Annotated in this window: 16 protein-coding genes and 4 tRNA genes; 13 read left to right on the top strand and 7 right to left on the bottom strand. The window is 61.4% G+C overall.

The features are described 5' to 3' along the window. Positions 1-80: 80 nt before the first annotated feature. The 6 genes from ACLEJU_RS05725 to folD all read right to left on the bottom strand — a co-directional run bounded on the left by ACLEJU_RS05725 (position 81) and on the right by folD (position 5,858). On the bottom strand, positions 81-761 hold the full coding sequence (locus ACLEJU_RS05725) for a GntR family transcriptional regulator (protein ID WP_435425627.1): 681 nt from the start codon (positions 759-761) through the stop codon (positions 81-83). Between the two features lie 16 nt (positions 762-777). Next, positions 778-1,482, bottom strand: a complete 705-nt coding sequence (locus ACLEJU_RS05720; protein WP_435425628.1) for a FadR/GntR family transcriptional regulator — start codon at positions 1,480-1,482, stop codon at positions 778-780. A 44-nt stretch (positions 1,483-1,526) separates the two neighbouring features. After that, entirely contained in the window at positions 1,527-2,837 is a 1,311-nt protein-coding gene (locus ACLEJU_RS05715; protein ID WP_435425629.1) for a C4-dicarboxylate transporter DctA, read from the bottom strand. Positions 2,838-3,133: 296 nt separating this feature from the next. Continuing rightward, a complete protein-coding gene (locus ACLEJU_RS05710) occupies positions 3,134-3,625 on the bottom strand; it encodes an Lrp/AsnC family transcriptional regulator (protein WP_435425630.1) in 492 nt (163 codons plus the stop codon). A 75-nt stretch (positions 3,626-3,700) separates the two neighbouring features. After that, on the bottom strand, positions 3,701-4,765 hold the full coding sequence (locus tag ACLEJU_RS05705) for an ornithine cyclodeaminase (protein ID WP_435425631.1): 1,065 nt from the start codon (positions 4,763-4,765) through the stop codon (positions 3,701-3,703). Positions 4,766-5,003: 238 nt separating this feature from the next. Beyond that, positions 5,004-5,858, bottom strand: coding sequence for a bifunctional methylenetetrahydrofolate dehydrogenase/methenyltetrahydrofolate cyclohydrolase FolD (gene folD / locus ACLEJU_RS05700; protein ID WP_054883547.1), 855 nt, complete (start codon positions 5,856-5,858; stop codon positions 5,004-5,006). Positions 5,859-6,128: 270 nt separating this feature from the next. Between folD and ACLEJU_RS05695 the strand changes: the two genes are divergently transcribed. From ACLEJU_RS05695 to ACLEJU_RS05645, 11 genes are all read left to right on the top strand, one after another. Further along, positions 6,129-6,205: transfer RNA gene (locus ACLEJU_RS05695), tRNA-Arg, on the top strand. Between the two features lie 43 nt (positions 6,206-6,248). Then, positions 6,249-6,324 (top strand) — tRNA-His (locus ACLEJU_RS05690). A gap of 55 nt (positions 6,325-6,379) precedes the next feature. After that, positions 6,380-6,464 (top strand) — tRNA-Leu (locus ACLEJU_RS05685). A gap of 44 nt (positions 6,465-6,508) precedes the next feature. Then, positions 6,509-6,584: transfer RNA gene (locus ACLEJU_RS05680), tRNA-His, on the top strand. Between the two features lie 261 nt (positions 6,585-6,845). After that, the gene (locus tag ACLEJU_RS05675) at positions 6,846-7,145 is read left to right on the top strand and encodes a DUF6388 family protein (RefSeq protein WP_079227205.1); all 300 of its coding nucleotides are present in this window, start codon (positions 6,846-6,848) and stop codon (positions 7,143-7,145) included. 249 nt (positions 7,146-7,394) lie between these two features. Continuing rightward, on the top strand, positions 7,395-8,708 hold the full coding sequence (gene tig, locus ACLEJU_RS05670) for a trigger factor (RefSeq protein WP_435422493.1): 1,314 nt from the start codon (positions 7,395-7,397) through the stop codon (positions 8,706-8,708). Between the two features lie 91 nt (positions 8,709-8,799). After that, positions 8,800-9,441 (top strand): ATP-dependent Clp endopeptidase proteolytic subunit ClpP, encoded by a 642-nt coding sequence (clpP, locus tag ACLEJU_RS05665; RefSeq protein ID WP_060507986.1) that lies wholly within the window; start codon positions 8,800-8,802, stop codon positions 9,439-9,441. Positions 9,442-9,549: 108 nt separating this feature from the next. After that, positions 9,550-10,833: an ATP-dependent Clp protease ATP-binding subunit ClpX gene (gene clpX, locus ACLEJU_RS05660; RefSeq protein ID WP_054883550.1), complete on the top strand. Its 1,284-nt coding sequence runs from the start codon at positions 9,550-9,552 to the stop codon at positions 10,831-10,833. 165 nt (positions 10,834-10,998) lie between these two features. Beyond that, complete coding sequence (lon, locus tag ACLEJU_RS05655; RefSeq protein WP_435422494.1) at positions 10,999-13,395, top strand: endopeptidase La; 2,397 nt, start codon at positions 10,999-11,001, stop codon at positions 13,393-13,395. Positions 13,396-13,547: 152 nt separating this feature from the next. Further along, positions 13,548-13,820: a nucleoid-associated protein HU-beta gene (hupB, locus tag ACLEJU_RS05650; RefSeq protein ID WP_159409582.1), complete on the top strand. Its 273-nt coding sequence runs from the start codon at positions 13,548-13,550 to the stop codon at positions 13,818-13,820. A gap of 183 nt (positions 13,821-14,003) precedes the next feature. Further along, positions 14,004-15,875: a SurA N-terminal domain-containing protein gene (locus ACLEJU_RS05645; RefSeq protein ID WP_435422495.1), complete on the top strand. Its 1,872-nt coding sequence runs from the start codon at positions 14,004-14,006 to the stop codon at positions 15,873-15,875. A gap of 66 nt (positions 15,876-15,941) precedes the next feature. Here ACLEJU_RS05645 and ACLEJU_RS05640 read toward each other — a convergent pair whose 3' ends face one another. After that, the gene (locus tag ACLEJU_RS05640) at positions 15,942-16,982 is read right to left on the bottom strand and encodes a patatin-like phospholipase family protein (protein WP_435422496.1); all 1,041 of its coding nucleotides are present in this window, start codon (positions 16,980-16,982) and stop codon (positions 15,942-15,944) included. Positions 16,983-17,136: 154 nt separating this feature from the next. Here ACLEJU_RS05640 and ACLEJU_RS05635 point away from each other — a divergent pair, with 154 nt between their 5' ends. After that, positions 17,137-17,415, top strand: coding sequence for a hypothetical protein (locus ACLEJU_RS05635; protein ID WP_056800193.1), 279 nt, complete (start codon positions 17,137-17,139; stop codon positions 17,413-17,415). Between the two features lie 14 nt (positions 17,416-17,429). Next, entirely contained in the window at positions 17,430-18,209 is a 780-nt protein-coding gene (locus ACLEJU_RS05630) for a CHAD domain-containing protein (protein ID WP_435422497.1), read from the top strand. The last annotated feature ends 5 nt before the right edge of the window (positions 18,210-18,214 follow it).

Below are 18,214 nucleotides of genomic sequence, written 5' to 3'. Positions count from 1 at the left end.
GGTACGGTGCAAGCCTTGAGATCTGCGCGGTCGGCGTGGGAGCCGCGCTTGCCGGCGATGGGCCGCACAGCGGCCCCGGCTTAGTCGAGGTCGAGCTTGTCTTCGAGGCGGTCGAGATGATCATGCATCAACGCCAGCGCCGCCCCCGCATCACCGGCTTCCACGGCATCGATGATCGCGGCATGTTCCTCCCAGGCGCAGTGGTCGCAGCAAGGCGACTCATAACGGGCGATGATCAGCGAGGTCATCGGTACCAGGCCGTTGAGAAACCGCGCCAGCGGCTCATTTGCCGCGACCTGGGCGAGCTTGAGGTGAAACTCGCCACCCAGGCGGATGGCGGCGCAGCGCTCGCCGCGCTCATGGTGCTGGCGTTCGCGCTCTACCAGTTGGCGCAGTTGGCGAACCTGCGCTGGCCGGGCGCGCTGGGCGGCCAGGCTGATCAGGGTGGTTTCGGCCAGGCGCCGGGCGCTGAGCACCTGGCGCGCCTGCTCGGGGTCGGGGACGGCCAGGTGCGCGGTGTGGCTGGGGCGCTGCACCACCACTTGCTGATCCGACAGGCGCCCGAGCACCCGGCGGATCACCGTGCGGCTGACCCCGAAGGCATTGCCCAGGGCCTGTTCGGGCAACAGGCTGCCAGGCGGCAGGCGCTGCTCGAGGATCGCGTCGAACAGGCGCGGGTAGATCTGCTCGGCCGACAGGCGGGTTTCGCCGGCGGCGAGCAGCGCAGGCAGGCGGGGGGCGGCTTGGGCGCAGGCGGTCATGGTCGCTCTCCTGGGGTCATTGGCCGGGCTGGTCGTCCGGGATGTTGAGTTGAATGCCCATGCGCTGGCCTTCGGCAAGGATGTGCTGGCGCATCTGGGCGCTGGCTTGGGCGCTGTTGCGTTCGCGTATGGCGCGTACCACGGCTTCGTTTTCCTTGAGCCGAGCGGCCAGGTGCTCGGGTGAATTGCGCAGCATGCTGGCGCTCTGCTTGAGGGCGTAGCCGGTCTGCTGCACCACGCTCTGGAAGATAGGGTTGGTGGTCAGTGCGAACAGCGCCTCGTGAAAGGCGATGTAGGCCTTGACCCCGGCTTCGCTGTCATCGGCTTCCAAGGCTTCGCGCATGTCCATCAGGGTCAGGCGCAATTGGCCGATGTCCTGGTTGTTGGCCGATTGCGCGACCAGGCCGACGATGAACGGTTCGAGGGTGTAGCGCAGCTCCAGCACGTCGGCCAGGCTGGCCGCTGCGGCGCTTTCGCTGGCCGGGTCCTGGGCTGCGGCCTCGGCATCCAGCACCAGCACGCCCTTGCCCGGCAGCGAGCGCACCAGGCCGAGGGTTTCCAGCACGGTCACCGCTTCACGCAGGCTGGGGCGACTGATGCCGAGCTGTTCTGCCAGCTCGCGCTGGCCGGGCAACATGTCGCCGGAGCGCCATTGGCCGCGAGCCAGGGCCTGGCGCAGTTTTTCCACCACGGAGGTGACGACGGTCGATGAGCTGATCACGGTTTGCTCCTGAAAAGGCCGGCGAAAGCGCCGGCCACGCGGGCTCAGAATTCCTGCTGATGGGCGTTGGGTTGCTTGCGCGGCGCATGGGCGAAGCCGGGTTTGCCAGCGAGCACGTTGTGCGCGCGCTCAAGGTCGATGTCCTTCTCCCAGCGGGCGATGGCGACGGTGGCCACGCAGTTGCCGATCAGGTTGGTCAGTGCCCGGCCAATGCCCATGAACCAGTCCACCGCCAGTACCAGTACCAGGCCCACCACCGGGATCGCCGGCACGGCGGTCAAGGTCGCGGCGAGGATCACCAGCGCCGAGCCTGGGATGCCGTGAGCGCCCTTGGAAGTCACCAGCGACACCAGCAGGATGGTCAGCAGGTCGGTCATTGCCAGGGGTGTGCCGGTGGCGTTGGCAATGAACACGATGGCCAGGGTCAGGTAGATGGAGAAGCCGTCGAGGTTGAACGAGTAGCCGGTGGGGATCACCAGGCCGACGGTGGAACTGCCGATGCCCAGGTGTTCCAGCTTGCGCATGATCTGCGGCAGCACGGCGTCGGACGACGCGGTGCCGAGGACGATGGTCAGCTCCTCACGCAGGTACTTGATGAACGGCAGCAGTTTCAGGCCCGACACGCGCATCACGGTACCCAGGACTATCAGCACGAAGCCGGCGCAGGTCAGGTAGAACAGCGCCACCAGTCCACCCAGGTGCTGCAGCGACTCCAGGCCGTACTTGCTGGTGGTGAAGGCGATGGCGCCGAACACACCGATCGGCGCCAGGCGCACGATCATGCCCATGATGCGGAAGATCACGTGGCTCAGCTCGTTGATCAGCCGCGAGATGCCGGCGGCCGATTCACCCACCAGGTTCAGGGCGCTGCCGAACAGCACCGAGAACAGCAGCACCTGGAGGATGTTGTTGTCGGCGAAGGCACCGACCACCGAGGTCGGGATCAGGTCCATGAAGAACGCCGTGGCACCATGGATGTGCTGGCCACGTTCCGCCAGGCTGCTGGCGTCGGCGCTGGACAGCTGGTCGAGGTGGATATTGGCGCCACTGCCGATGCCGCTGCTGAAGGCAAACACCAGGCCGATGACCAGGGCGATTGTGGTCAGCACTTCGAAGTAGATCACCGATTTCAGGCCGATGCGCCCGACCTTCTTCAGGTCGCCGGCACCGGAGATGCCGCTGACCACCACGCAGAAGACGATCAGGCCGATCAGCATCTTGATCAGCTTGATGAAACCATCGCCGAGGGGTTTGAGTTGCAGGGAGACTTCGGGGAAGCTGAGGCCGCAGGCGATGCCGAGGGCAAGGCCGAGCACGACTTGCAGGAAGATCGAACGCGAGCACCATTTGAGCATGGGAGTGATCTCTGATCGGTGTCCTTGCTTCGGTGCCGCACGGGGCGAAAGAGCGCAGGACTTCATTATTGTTGTGGTCTTACCGGTTTGTTCAGCGCCGGATCATAAAACCGCGAAAAATCCGACATTGCAAGGGATTTTGGCCTTACCGGTCTGACCAGTTGTGGTGCATTTGCATCGGCCAAGCTCTAGTTCGGTGCATAGGGGGGGTAGTGGACCCTTCGCGGAGGAAGAATCAGAGGATTGGCCAGCGCGAAAGGCAACTTTGCAATCAGCTTGCCAGGTGCAGAGGGCAGTTAAAGTGCGGTCGATGGGGTCATGCACTTGACCGTAGCGAGTTCCGGGTGCGCCACCAGTTTGTCGATATGCAGCGAGTCGTCGTTCATCCAGCTTTCGCTGAGCACCCGATAGTGTTCCATGTCACGGCAGCGCAGGCGCAGGCTGTAATCGAAGTGGCCACTGATCAGTTGGCATTCGTAAACTTCCGGGCACTTCAGCATGGTGGCCTCGAAGGCTTTCTGCGCGGTGCGCCCGCTCTGGTTGGACAGGGCTACCAACACCAGCAGCGACAGGCCTGGCGCAAGTTTCTGCAGGTCGATGATGGCGCCGTAGCCGCGGATCACGCCGCGGCGTTCGAGCTTGCGCACGCGCTCCAGACAGGGGCGTGGGGTGAGGTGGACCAGGGTCGAGAGTTTTTCGAAGGTGATGCGCCCGTCGTGGCGCAGTACGTCGAGGATGGCTTCGTCGATACGGTCGAGTGGCGGGGCATTGGCGTCCTTGGTGTCCATGCGCGGGGCTTCTTTCGAAAGTGGGCATGGACAGGGTAGGCGCAATCCGGGGCCGTTGCCCGGCCCCAGGGGGCATCAGGCGCAGGCGGTATCTGCCTTGTGCATCGACCGCACGCCCACCACCCGTGGTTGCAGCAGCGAATACAGGTCCTTCGGGTTCTCAAGCGTTGGTACCAGCGCTATGTCCTGGCCGATCCCCAGCATGCGCGCGCTATCCAGCACGTAGCGCAGCGCCGAGTAGTCTTCCAGGGCAAACCCGACCGAGTCGAACAATGTCACTTGTTCGGCATGCTCGCGGCCTTGCACAAGCCCCGCGATCACTTGCCAGAACTCGACCACCGGCGAGTCGCCAGGCATGTGCTGGATCTCACCCTCGACACGGCTTTGCGGCTCGTACTCGACAATCACCCGCGCCTGCTCGACGATGTCTCGGTGCAGCTCGGTCTTGCCCGGGCAGTCGCCGCCCACGGCGTTCAGGTGCATGCCCGGCTCGATCATGTTCGGCGTGAGGATGGTCGCATAGGTCTTGTCGGCGGTGACCGTGGTGACGATGTCGGCACCGCGCACGGCTTCGGCAACCGAACTGGCGACGCTCAGCTTCAGGCCGGGGCGGCCGGCGAGGTTGGCCACCAGCTTGGCAGTGGCCGTCGGGTCGATGTCGTACAGGCGGATCTCGTCGATGCCCACCAGGGTATTGAAGGCGATGGCCTGGAATTCGCTCTGCGAGCCATTGCCGATCAACGCCATGCTGCGGCTGTCTTCACGCGCCAGGTAGCGTGCCGCCAGGGCCGAGGTGGCGGCCGTACGGATTGCGGTGGTCAGGGTCATCTCGCTGAGCAGCAGCGGGGTGCCGGTGTCGACATCGGCCAGGGTACCGAAGGCCATCACCGTGGGCAGGCCATGGCGGGTGTTCTTCGGATGGCCGTTGACGTACTTGAAGGCGTACAGACCGGCATCGGACACTGGCATCAGTTCGATGACCCCATCGGGCGAGTGGTTGGCCACCCGTGCACACTTCTCGAAGGCCGGCCAGCGCAGATAGTCCTGGCGGATGTATTCGGTCATCTCCACCAGGCAGATGGGCAGGCTTTTGCGGTTGACCAGGCGGGCGAGGTCTTGCACATCGATATAGCGGGTCATGACGGGTCTCCTTGCGGCGACGCTCCAGTAAGGGCTGTGGAGGTATTGTCAGACGCGCAGCGTTGCGATGCTGGCTGAAGCAGGGGCCAGGGACAGCCGGGGCGGCTGATTTTTGCCAGCTGGCAGCAGAATCGGCTGTGGCCGCCCTGATCGGGGGCGCTCGATCGTGGGAGGCCGCGTCCTACTGATCAACTGACCGCGCAAATGAAAACGGCACCTCGAGAGGTGCCGTTTTTACTCACTTATGCAGCTCTTCGGCTGCATAAAGCGTGTTCTCCAGCAGGCAGGCGCGGGTCATCGGCCCGACCCCGCCCGGAACCGGCGTGATCCAGCCAGCACGCGGCAGGGCGGTCTCGTAGACCACGTCGCCGACCAGCTTGCCGTCTTCCTGGCGGTTGATGCCAACGTCGATGACGATGGCGCCTTCCTTGATCCACTCACCCTTGACCAGGCCAGGCTTGCCGGCAGCCACGACCACCAGGTCGGCGCGCCCGACGTGGCCGGCCAGGTCCTTGGTGAAGCGGTGGCATACGGTCACGGTGCAACCGCCCAGCAGCAGTTCCATCGCCATCGGGCGGCCAACGATGTTGGATGCGCCGACGATCACTGCGTTCATGCCATACAGGTCCTGACCGGTGCTTTCCAGCAGGGTCATGATGCCTTTGGGCGTGCACGGGCGCAGCAGCGGGATGCGCTGGGCCAAGCGGCCGATATTGTACGGGTGGAAACCGTCGACGTCTTTGTCGGGGCGGATGCGCTCGAGCAGCAAGGATGCATCCAGGTGCGCCGGCAGCGGCAGTTGCAGCAGGATGCCATCGACGGCCGGATCGTCGTTGAGGCGATCGATCAGCTCGGTCAGCGCTTGCTGCGTGGTCTCGCTGGGCAGGTCGAAGGCCTGGGAAATGAAGCCGACCTCTTCGCAGTCCTTGCGCTTGTGCGAGACATAGACTTGGGAGGCGGGGTCGGTGCCGACCAGGATCACCGCCAGGCCCGGCGTGCGCAGGCCTTGCTGGCGACGCTCCTCTACACGTTGAGCGATCTGCTTGCGCAGGTTGGCGGCGATCGCCTTGCCATCGATTAGGTGTGCAGTCATAGACGCGTGATTAACCATCGAGAAAGGAACAATAAAGAGGGCGCATTCTCGCACGACATCGCCCAAGGGCAAAGGCGGGTGGTCGGGCAAATCCCCTAACCCCTTAAATAATTTAAATTTTTTGGAGAAAGGTGTTGACGACCTGGGGGCTCGCCTATAAGATTCGCCGCACTTGTCGGGCACAGCCTAGCACTGGTTGGCGAGGTCGGGCAGAATGAGTGGTTTAGCAGTTACCTGTTAACGGCTTGTTCGGTTAGGCTTCAAGCTTAAGCGCCCGTAGCTCAGCTGGATAGAGCATCCGCCTTCTAAGCGGATGGTCGCAGGTTCGAGTCCTGCCGGGTGCGCCATTTAGGCAGCTTGGGCAAGCAAGTAAGGCTGTAATGCAATATGGTGGGCGTAGCTCAGTTGGTAGAGCGCTGGATTGTGATTCCAGTTGTCGTGGGTTCGATTCCCATCGTCCACCCCATATTCCACGAAGGCGCCTTTGATTGATGATCTGGCGCCTTTGTTTTAAGCGTTTCGCGGACGTGGTGAAATTGGTAGACACACTGGATTTAGGTTCCAGCGGCGCAAGCTGTAAGAGTTCGAGTCTCTTCGTCCGCACCATGCTTCTGTAAGGCTGTATCGCAACACTGCAAAACCGCAATATGGTGGGCGTAGCTCAGTTGGTAGAGCGCTGGATTGTGATTCCAGTTGTCGTGGGTTCGATTCCCATCGTCCACCCCATATTTTTCGAAGGCGCCTTGATCGTGAGATCGGGCGCCTTTGTCGTTTCTGGGGTGTTTCGCTTGAGCCTTGCAGTGCCTGCGAGATCGAGCGCCGCCCGCGCGGCGCTCGTTCTCCCGGGCGCTGAGAGGCTCAAGCTGAAATCTTCGCAGCCATAACTCCATCTCGCCCCTTGTAATCCTCTGGTGACACCCCAATAAAAGCTGTTAGATTTCAGCCGGTTGAAACACCGGCCCATTTGGCCGGCAGAGGAACACCCTGATGATTGCAAAAGAAGCCCGCCAGGCCCTGGCGTTGCAGCGCTTTGCCGAAGCCAATCCGCAACTGCTCGAGGAAATCCGTGAGCTGGATGCGCGTGAGCAGGCCCAGCAGATCGAGTGGGCATTCGAGGATGCCGCCGATGAGCAGGGGATTCAGCCTTGGGAGCTGGCGCTGCAGTTGATCGCCGAAAGCCCCGAGCAACTGCAGGCCATGCGCCTGGAGACCCATCGCGAAGTGGCTGAAGCTCTGGGTATGGAATGGGAAGAGTACTGCCAGTTCAACGAGATCGATCCTGAATAAGCGGGTCGCTTTCAAGCTGGCGGTTGTTTGACAAGGTATTTCGGTTGTATGCCACCCATTGGGAGGTATGCGGCCCTCTATATATAGAGGCTCGGCACTTTACCGTGCGGGCCATGCAAGTTAATCGACCGGCGAGGTTTCCCGTCGTCCCGGGTGGGGTGACTTCTGGTGCGTGACTCACTAGAATGTTTGCCCTTGATTCTGGAGTCGGGCTATCGCCGGCTAACGTCTGTGCAACGAGGAATATCCATGCAAGTTTCTGTTGAAAACACTTCCGCTCTCGAGCGCCGCATGACCATCGCCGTTCCGGCCGAGCGCGTCGAGAACGAAGTCAACAAGCGTCTGCAACAGACTGCCAAGCGCGCCAAGGTCGCGGGCTTCCGCCCAGGCAAGGTGCCGATGAGCGTGATCCGTCAGCGTTTCGAAGCCGATGCCCGTCAAGAGGCGTTCGGTGACCTGGTCCAGGCTTCCTTCTACGAAGCCATAGTCGAGCAGAAGCTGAACCCGGCTGGCGCTCCGGCCGTCGAGCCGAAGTCCTTCGAGAAGGGCAAGGACCTGGAATTCGTTGCTATCTTCGAAGTGTTCCCAGAGTTCACCGTTGCCGGCTTCGAGTCGATCAACGTCGAGCGCCTGAGCGCCGAAGTGGCTGACGCCGATCTGGACAACATGCTGGAAGTCCTGCGCAAGCAGAACACCCGCTTCGAGGCCGTCGAGCGCGCTGCGCAGAACGACGACCAGGTCAATATCGATTTCGTCGGCAAGGTCGACGGTGAAGTGTTCGCCGGTGGCTCCGCCAAGGGCACTCAGCTGGTACTGGGTTCCGGCCGCATGATTCCTGGCTTCGAAGACGGCCTGGTTGGCGCCAAGGCTGGCGAAGAACGCGTTGTCAACGTGACCTTCCCAGAGGACTATCAGAACCTGGACCTGGCTGGCAAAGCCGCCGAGTTCACCATCACCGTCAACAGCGTATCGGCCCCTGCGCTGCCAGAGCTGAACGAAGAATTCTTCGCCCAGTTCGGCATCAAGGAATCGACCCTGGAAGGCTTCCGCACCGAAGTTCGCAAGAACATGGAGCGTGAGCTGCGTCAGGCGATCAAGACCAAGGTCAAGAATCAGGTCATGGACGGTCTGCTGGCCGCCAACCCGATCGAAGTGCCAAAGGCCCTGCTGGAAAACGAAGTCAACCGTCTGCGCGTGCAGGCTGTTCAGCAGTTCGGTGGCAACATCAAGCCTGAGCAACTGCCGGCCGAGCTGTTCGAAGAGCAAGCCAAGCGCCGTGTGGTGCTGGGCCTGATCGTCGCCGAAGTGGTCAAGCAGTTCGAGCTGAAGCCGGACGAAGGCAAGGTTCGTGAAATGATCGAAGAAATGGCTTCGGCTTACCAAGAGCCTGAGCAGGTCATCTCCTGGTACTACAAGAACGACCAGCAACTGAACGAAGTGCGTTCGGTTGTGCTGGAAGAGCAAGTTGTAGATACTGTTCTGCAGAAAGCGACTGTGACCGACAAGTCGGTCTCGTACGAAGATGCCGTTAAGCCAGCACAGGCTCCTGCCCACGCTGAGTAACAGGCTTCTCTCGTAGGAAACCCCCACAAGCCAGCCTTCGAGCTGGCTTGTGCGTATTCAAGCCATGACTATTTGGGAGTGAGCGCAGGACATGTCCCGCAATTCTTATATTCAGCAGAGCTCTGACATCCAGGCCGCAGGCGGCCTGGTCCCGATGGTTATCGAGCAGTCCGCCCGTGGCGAACGTGCCTACGACATCTACTCGCGCCTGTTGAAGGAGCGAGTGATCTTCCTGGTTGGCCCGGTAGAGGATTACATGGCCAACCTGGTAGTGGCGCAGCTGCTGTTCCTTGAAGCGGAAAACCCGGACAAGGATATCCATCTGTACATCAACTCCCCGGGCGGCTCGGTGACTGCTGGCATGTCGATCTACGACACCATGCAGTTCATCAAGCCGGACGTCTCGACCATCTGCATCGGCCAGGCCTGCAGCATGGGTGCGTTCCTGTTGGCCGCGGGTGCCAAGGGCAAGCGTCACTGCCTGCCGAACTCGCGCGTGATGATCCACCAGCCACTGGGCGGTTTCCAGGGCCAGGCCACCGATATCGAGATCCACGCCCAGGAAATCCTCAATATCAAGGCGCGCCTGAACGAGCTGCTGGCCTATCACACCGGCCAGGATCTCGAGACCATCAAGCGTGACACCGAGCGTGACAACTTCATGAGCGCCTCGCGCGCGGCCGAGTACGGCCTGATCGACTCGGTATACGACAAGCGGCAACTGGTATCCTGAACCTAGGTGCCAGAGCAGGTAGGTGCGGAAAGCGCCTACCTGCGGACTTGAAAAAGCCCGCAATTGCCTTCATCTTGTGTTGCAAGCCTACCGGATTGGATCGATCGAATGACTGACACCCGTAACGGCGAGGACAGCGGCAAATTGCTTTATTGCTCCTTCTGCGGCAAAAGCCAGCACGAAGTGCGCAAACTGATTGCCGGGCCCTCGGTATTTATCTGCGACGAGTGCGTCGACCTGTGCAACGACATCATCCGTGAGGAGGTGCAGGAAGCCCAGGCCGAGAGCAGCGCGCACAAATTGCCTTCGCCGAAAGAAATCAGCGGCATCCTGGACCAGTACGTCATCGGTCAGGAACGCGCGAAAAAGGTGCTGTCGGTGGCGGTGTACAACCACTACAAGCGCCTGAACCAGCGTGACAAGAAGGGCGACGAAGTCGAACTCGGGAAGAGCAACATCCTGCTCATCGGGCCTACCGGCTCGGGCAAGACCCTGCTCGCCGAAACCCTTGCACGGCTGTTGAACGTACCGTTCACCATTGCAGACGCCACCACCCTGACCGAAGCCGGTTATGTGGGTGAGGACGTCGAGAACATCATTCAGAAACTGCTGCAGAAGTGCGACTACGACGTGGAAAAGGCCCAGATGGGCATTGTCTACATCGACGAGATCGACAAGATCTCGCGCAAGTCGGACAACCCGTCCATCACCCGTGACGTTTCGGGCGAGGGCGTGCAGCAGGCGCTGCTGAAGCTGATTGAAGGCACCGTTGCTTCTGTTCCGCCGCAGGGCGGCCGCAAGCACCCGCAACAGGAATTCCTGCAGGTTGACACCCGCAACATCCTGTTCATCTGCGGTGGCGCCTTCTCTGGCCTGGAAAAAGTCATCCAGAACCGCTCCACCAAGGGTGGCATCGGTTTCGGCGCCGAAGTACGCAGCAAGGAAGAGGGCAAGAAGGTTGGCGAATCGCTGCGCGAAGTCGAGCCGGACGATCTGGTCAAGTTTGGCCTGATCCCTGAGTTCGTCGGCCGCTTGCCGGTTCTGGCGACCCTCGACGAGCTGGACGAGGCTGCACTGATGCAGATCCTCACCGAGCCGAAGAATGCCCTGACCAAGCAGTACGCCAAGCTGTTCGAGATGGAAAGCGTGGACCTCGAGTTCCGCACCGACGCCCTCAAGGCCGTCGCGCGCAAGGCCCTGGAGCGCAAGACTGGCGCCCGTGGCCTGCGTTCGATCCTCGAAGGCGTGCTGCTCGACACCATGTACGAGATTCCTTCGCAGAAGGATGTCAGCAAGGTGGTGATCGATGAGAGCGTCATCGAAGGCACTTCGCAGCCGCTGATGATCTACGAGAACAGCGAGCCGCAAGCCAAGGCCGCGCCCGACGCCTGATTTCAGGTAAATGCCGGGTGATGGCAGCTAGCAAGAAAGGGGCCTACGGGCCCCTTTCTGCTTTTCCTATGCAAGCGCTTGTAATTTCCCAAGCGTGCCCCCACATTAGGTCCAAGCATCATTTCCACCGGTTTCCGGCCATAAGGCCGCTGTAGAGGCGAAATCATGAAGACCACCCTCGACTTGCCTCTTTTGCCATTGCGCGATGTCGTCGTCTATCCGCACATGGTCATCCCACTGTTCGTGGGGCGTGAGAAGTCCATCGAAGCCCTCGAGGCTGCGATGACGGGCGAGAAGCAGATCCTGCTGCTGGCCCAGAAGAACCCGGCCGATGACGATCCAGGCGAAGATGCCCTGTATCGGGTCGGTACCGTCGCTACCGTATTGCAACTGCTGAAGCTGCCCGATGGCACTGTCAAGGTGCTGGTCGAGGGCGAGCAGCGCGGTGCGGTCGAGCGTTTCACCGAAGTAGAAGGGCACATCCGTGCCGAAGTCTCCCTGATCGACGAAACCGACGCTGCCGAGCGCGAGTCGGAAGTCTTCGTGCGCACGCTGCTGTCGCAGTTCGAGCAATACGTGCAGCTGGGCAAGAAAGTCCCCGCCGAAGTGCTGTCGTCGCTGAACAGCATCGAAGAGCCTGGTCGCCTGGTCGATACCATGGCCGCGCACATGGCGCTGAAGATCGAGCAGAAGCAGGAAATCCTCGAGATCGTCGACCTGGCGACCCGTGTCGAGCACGTGCTGGCATTGCTGGATGCCGAAATCGACCTGCTGCAGGTCGAGAAGCGTATCCGTGGCCGGGTCAAGAAGCAGATGGAGCGCAGCCAGCGCGAGTACTACCTGAATGAGCAGATGAAGGCCATTCAGAAGGAACTCGGCGATGGTGACGAAGGCCACAACGAAGTCGAAGAGCTGAAAAAACGCATCGAAGCCGCCGGCCTGCCGAAAGATGCCCTGGCCAAGGCCCAGGCCGAGCTGAACAAGCTCAAGCAGATGTCGCCAATGTCCGCCGAAGCCACCGTGGTGCGCTCGTACCTCGACTGGCTCGTGCAGGTGCCGTGGAAGGCCCAGAGCAAGGTCCGTCTGGATCTGGCCAAGGCCGAGGAAATCCTCGATGCCGACCACTATGGCCTGGAAGAGGTCAAGGAGCGGATCCTCGAGTACCTCGCCGTGCAGAAGCGGGTGAAGAAGATCCGCGGCCCGGTACTGTGCCTGGTTGGTCCGCCTGGCGTGGGCAAGACCTCGCTGGCGGAGTCGATCGCTGCCGCGACCAATCGCAAGTTCGTGCGCATGGCCCTGGGCGGCGTGCGTGACGAGGCCGAGATTCGCGGTCACCGTCGTACCTACATCGGTTCGATGCCTGGCCGCCTGATCCAGAAGATGACCAAGGTGGGTGTGCGCAACCCGCTGTTCCTGCTCGACGAGATCGACAAGATGGGCAGCGACATGCGTGGCGACCCGGCTTCGGCGCTGCTGGAAGTGCTCGACCCGGAGCAGAACCACAATTTCAATGACCACTACCTGGAAGTCGACTACGACCTCTCGGACGTGATGTTCCTGTGCACCTCGAACTCGATGAACATTCCACCGGCGCTGCTCGACCGCATGGAAGTCATCCGCCTGCCGGGCTACACCGAGGACGAGAAGATCAACATCGCGGTCAAGTACCTGACGCCCAAGCAGGTCAAGGCCAACGGTTTGAAGACCGAAGAGCTGGACATCGACGTCTCGGCGATTCGCGACATCATCCGTTATTACACCCGCGAAGCCGGTGTGCGTGGCCTGGAGCGCCAGATCGCCAAGGTCTGCCGCAAGGTGGTGAAGGAACATACCGGGCAGAAACAGGTCAAGGTCAAGGTCACCAGCGAACAGCTCGAGCATCTGCTCGGCGTGCGCAAGTTCCGCTACGGCCTGGCCGAGCAGCAGGACCAGATCGGCCAAGTCACCGGCCTTGCCTGGACCCAGGTGGGCGGCGAATTGCTGACCATCGAGTCGGTGGTCATCCCTGGCAAGGGCCAGCTGATCAAGACCGGCTCGCTGGGTGATGTCATGGTCGAGTCGATCACTGCCGCGCAGACCGTTGTCCGCAGCCGCGCCCGCAGCCTGGGGATTGCCGCCGACTTCCACGAGAAGCACGACGTGCATATCCACATGCCCGAAGGCGCCACGCCGAAGGATGGCCCGAGCGCCGGTATCGGCATGTGCACCGCGCTGGTGTCCGCGCTGACGCAGATTCCGGTACGCGCCGATGTGGCCATGACCGGTGAAATCACCCTGCGCGGCCAGGTGCTGGCCATCGGCGGGTTGAAGGAAAAACTGCTGGCCGCACATCGTGGCGGGATCAAGACAGTGATCATTCCCGAGGAGAATGTTCGCGATCTGAAGGAAATTCCGGAAAATATCAAACAGGATCTGCAGATCAAACCGGTCAAATGGATTGACGAAGTCCTGCAAATTGCGCTGCAATACGCCCCGGAGCCCTTGCCAGATGTGGCTCCGGAGATTGTCGCTAAAGATGACAAACGCGACGGCGATGCTAAGGAAAGAATCAGCACGCATTAGTAGTTTTTGGCTGGGGGGCTTTCCTTGACAGTTTTTTCTGGGCCTTGCTATAAAGCGGCACGCTATTGTCAAGCTGCCACCCGGCACACGTTTCATAAGCTTTTCTTTACATACTTAGAAACAAACTCAATAGAGAAATAAGGGGACTTAGAGTGAACAAGTCGGAACTGATTGACGCTATCGCTGCATCGGCTGACATTTCCAAGGCTGCCGCCGGCAAAGCTCTGGACGCTGTGATCGACTCCGTGACTGGCGCCCTGAAACAAGGCGACGACGTCGTTCTGGTTGGCTTCGGTACCTTCTCGGTCAAAGAGCGCGCCGAGCGCACCGGCCGTAACCCACAAACCGGCAAAGCGATCAAGATCGCTGCTGCCAAGGTTCCAGGTTTCAAGGCAGGCAAAGGCCTGAAAGACGCCGTCAACTAAGTCGTCTCTTTCAGCCGGACCAGGCCTGGCCAGGTCCGAGCACGCTGATGGCGGGCCGCAAACGTTCCCGCCTGACACGTTTGCTAAGAAAAGGCGCATCCTCGGATGCGCCTTTCTTTTATCAGGATTCTACCCACGCTCCGCGGTTGTCGACGCAGTGGTACAGCCGTTTCTGGGGGACGCATGCTGCAAAATATCAGGGACAATTCACAAGGTTGGATTGCCAAGACCATCATTGGCCTCATCGTCGTGTTGATGGCGTTGACCGGCTTTGAAGCCATTTTCAAGGCCGCTACCCACAGCCAGGACGCGGCCAAGGTGAACGGCCACACCATCAGCCAGAACGAGCTGAGCCAGGCCGCCGACATGCAGCGCCGCCAGCTGATGCAACAGCTGGGCAAGGATTTTGACCCAGCGCTGCTGGATGACAAATTGCTGCGCGAGTCTGCGCTTAAAGGCCTGATCGATCGCAAACTGCTGCTGCAGGGTGCCGAAGACGCCAAGTTCGCCTTCTCCGAAGCCGCGCTGGATCAAGTGATCCTGCAGACGCCGGAATTCCAGGTCGATGGCAAGTTCAGCGCCGAACGTTTCGACCAGGTCATCCGCCAGATGGGCTATGGCCGCATGCAATTCCGCGACATGCTCGCGGAAGAGATGCTGATCGGCCAGCTGCGCACCGGTATCGCCGGCAGCAGCTTCGTCACCGACCAGCAGGTCGACGCCTTTGCCCGCCTGGAAAACCAGACCCGCGACTTCGCATCTCTGACCTTCAAGGCAAACCCGGCAGCGGTCAAGGTCAGCGATGACGAGGTCAAGGCGCACTATGACCAGCACGCCAAGGAGTTCATGACCCCGGACCAGGTGGTCATCGACTACATCGAGCTGAAAAAGTCGGCGTTCTTCGACCAGGTCAAGGTCACCGACGAAGAGCTCAAGGCCCAGTACGAGAAGGAAATCGCCAACCTCGCCGAGCAGCGCCATGCCGCGCATATCCTTATCGAGGTCAACGACAAGGTCTCCGACGCCCAGGCCAAGGCCAAGGCCGAAGAGATCGAGCAGCGCCTGGCCAAGGGTGAAGACTTCGCCAAGCTGGCCAAGGAGTTCTCCCAGGACCCAGGTTCTGCCAGCAATGGCGGTGACCTCGGCTTTGCGGGCCCAGGCGTGTATGACCCGGCCTTTGAAGACAGCCTGTACAAGCTCAACGATGGCCAGGTATCGGCCCCGGTGCGTACCGAGTTCGGTTACCACCTGATCAAGCTGCTGGGCAAGCAGGCGCCGGAAGTCCCGAGCTTCGCCAGCCTGAAGGACAAGCTGATCCGCGACCTGAAGACCCCGCTGGTCGAGCAGCGTTACGTCGACGCCAGCAAGCAGCTGCAGGATGCTGCCTACGAGGCTTCCGACCTGGCCCAGCCGGCCCAGGACCTGAACCTCAAGGTGCAGACTTCCGCTGCGTTCGGCCGCGAAGGCGGCGAGGGCATCACCGCCAACCGTGGGGTGATTCAGGCTGCGTTCTCCGAAGAAGTGATGGATGAAGGTGCCAACAGCACCGCCATTGAGCTGGACCCGGAAACCACTGTGGTGCTGCGCGTCAAGGAACACCGCAAACCGGAGCAACTGCCGCTGGAAGCCGTGGCCAAGAACATCAGCGAACACCTGGCCAAGGAGAAGGCGACCGCCGAACTCAAGACCAAGGCGGACAAGCTGATTGCCGGCCTGCGTGACGGTTCCATCGCTGCCGCTGGCGCTCACGACGGTCAGCAATGGACGGCTCACGAAGCCGTGACCCGTGGCCAGGACGGTATCGACCCGGCCGAGCTGCAGGCGCTGTTCCGCCTTGCCAAGCCGCAAGCCAAGGACAAGCCGGTGTACGGTAGTGTGGTGCTGGCCGACGGCAGCCTGGTCGTGCTGCAACTCAAGGGCGTCAACGAAGGTGCCGCCGCCAGTGACGACGAGAAGCAGCAAATTCGCCGCTACCTCGCATCGCGTGCTGGTCAGCAGGACTTTGCGGCCTACCGCAAGCAGTTGGAAGGCACTGCCGACATCACCCGTTACTGAGTGGTGGATGCATCATGAAACAGGCCGCTTTATGCGGCCTGTTTCATTTCTATTGCCTGTACTGGCCTAGCGTTTTACACCTTCATAGTTATCCAGCGTATCGCGCGCAATCTCACGCCCCAACGCAATCAGTTCAGGCGCCTTGTAGAACTCGAAGAACCGGCATACCCGCTTGGGCACGTTGATCAGCACATCCGGCGGATACCCGGCAATCTTGTACTGCGCCAGTGACGTCTGCATCACTTCGAAGCTCTGGTTGATCAGGTCGAGCAGCGAGGCCGGCCCGACGTTGTCGATGATGAACGAGCCGGTCGCCGACTTCGGCGCGCCTTCACGCTCAGGCGCTGCGGCAGGTTGCTGGGACTCAGGGTCGGCCGTGTCGGCCAGCCACGGGTTGGGCGGCGCCAGCCCTTCGGCGACGATCTCCTGCTCGATACGAATCAGCTCTTCGGCAGGCTTGCGTCGAAACGGCAGGCGCGACCCGAGTGAGCTGAGCAGGGCGTCAAAGCGCATCTTGAAGGCTGCGGGCCGCTCGATCACCGGCAGCTGGTAATGCTTCTGGTTGGTGGCGTTGAGGTTGACCGCGATGATCAGGTCACAGTGGCTGGACACCACCGGGACGATTGGCAGGGGGTTGAGAATGCCGCCGTCGACCAGCATGCGGTTGCCCTGCATCACCGGCGTGAACAGGCTCGGAATCGCCGCCGAAGCACGCATGGCCTGATGCAGGCAGCCCTCCTGGAACCAGATTTCCTGCTGGTTGGTAAGGTCGGTTGCTACCGCCGTGTAGGGGATTCGCAGCTGCTCGATGTTCATGTCGCCGACGATCTTGCGAATCTGGCCGAACACCTTGTCGCCGCGGATGGCGCCCAGGCGGAAGCTGACGTCCACCAGACGCAGCACGTCCAGGTAGTCCAGGCTTTCGATCCAGTTGCGGTATTGCTCGAGTTTGCCTGCCGCGTAGATGCCGCCAATCACCGCGCCCATCGAGCAGCCAGCGACACAGGCGATGTCGTAGCCGCGCCGTTCTATTTCCTCGATCACGCCGATATGGGCATACCCACGAGCGCCTCCCGATCCCAACACCAATGCCACGCGTTTGCTCATGAACTTTCCCCGGCTTGTGCAACCATGGTCCTACAATGCACCGAGCGTTGCCTGTGCTTCAATAAACACTCTAGGCAAAGCATGTCAGGCGCGGCACTTTTCATCCGGCCGGGCGTCGAACAGCCACTCTATTTCAACCGTTGAGGTACCACCGATGAAAGCCTGGATCTGCCTTCCACTAATTGCCCTGGCGCTGGCCGGTTGCGCGGGTAAGACGGCTTATCGTGAAAGCTGCGCGACTCAGCTCGATGCCGCCTGGAAGGAACTTGACCTGGCCAAGGCCGAAGGCTTTGCCGGCGCCGTAAGCTACTCCAAGGCGCTGTCGCTGTTGACCGGCGCCAAGACTCAGCAGCAGTTCGAGGGGTACGAGAGCTGCACCAACAAAGCCGAAAAGGCCCGGTTCTACATTCGTGAGTCGCGCGCCGGGCGCTGACCGAGGAGCGTCACATGTCCGCCATGCTCGATCATGTCGTTGCCCAATTGCTGGCCTTGCAGGTGCGTCTGCTCGCCTGTCGCGAGCGCTTGGCCGCCAATACCGACAGCGAGGCCCTGCACGACCTGCGGACCACTCTGCGGCGCCTGCGCAGCCTGCTGCGGCCGCTGCAGGGGTTGCCGGGGGTGGAGCAACTGGAGGAGGCGGCCAAGTCATTGGGTACGTTGACCACGCCCCTGCGTGATCGTGAGGTGCTGGCCGCCGAGCTGATCGGTCGCGGCCATGCCGAAGCCGGGCAGCGGCGCCTGGCAGGGCGCGACCGGACCTTCGCCAGCGTTGCCGCCAGCCCGCAGCTGACCCGGGTGCTGGCGATCGTCGATGCGTTTCCGCTGTTCATGCGGGCAGCGGAACGAGAGGGGCTGGCCAAGTCGCTGGACAAGCGAATCGACAAGCGCCTGGTCAAACAGTGGCACAAGCTGCGCGAGGCCCTGCAGGACCTGGCCCATGATCGCCATCGCTTGCGCCTGCTGATCAAGCGTGTGCGCTATGGCGATGAGGCCTATCCGCAGCTCGATCATGCCGGCAAGAAACTGCAGCGCCTGTTGAAGAAGGCCCAAGGCGATCTGGGTGATTGGCATGACCGCCTGCAGTGGTTGCTGCAGGCCAAGGACCACCCCGACCTGGCGCCTTGCACGGTCGACTGGGAGCAGGAACTGCACGAGGCCGAGCGCACCTCCGATGTAACCCTTGATGCGCTGCAGGTCGCGCTAAAGCGGCGTCAGCCCGGCAAATGACCGAT

Source organism: Pseudomonas sp. SMN11, from assembly GCF_052041945.1.
Lineage (GTDB): Bacteria > Pseudomonadota > Gammaproteobacteria > Pseudomonadales > Pseudomonadaceae > Aquipseudomonas.
The sequence above is the reverse complement of the archived record's forward strand: the minus strand, read 5'-3'. Positions and strand labels throughout refer to the sequence as shown.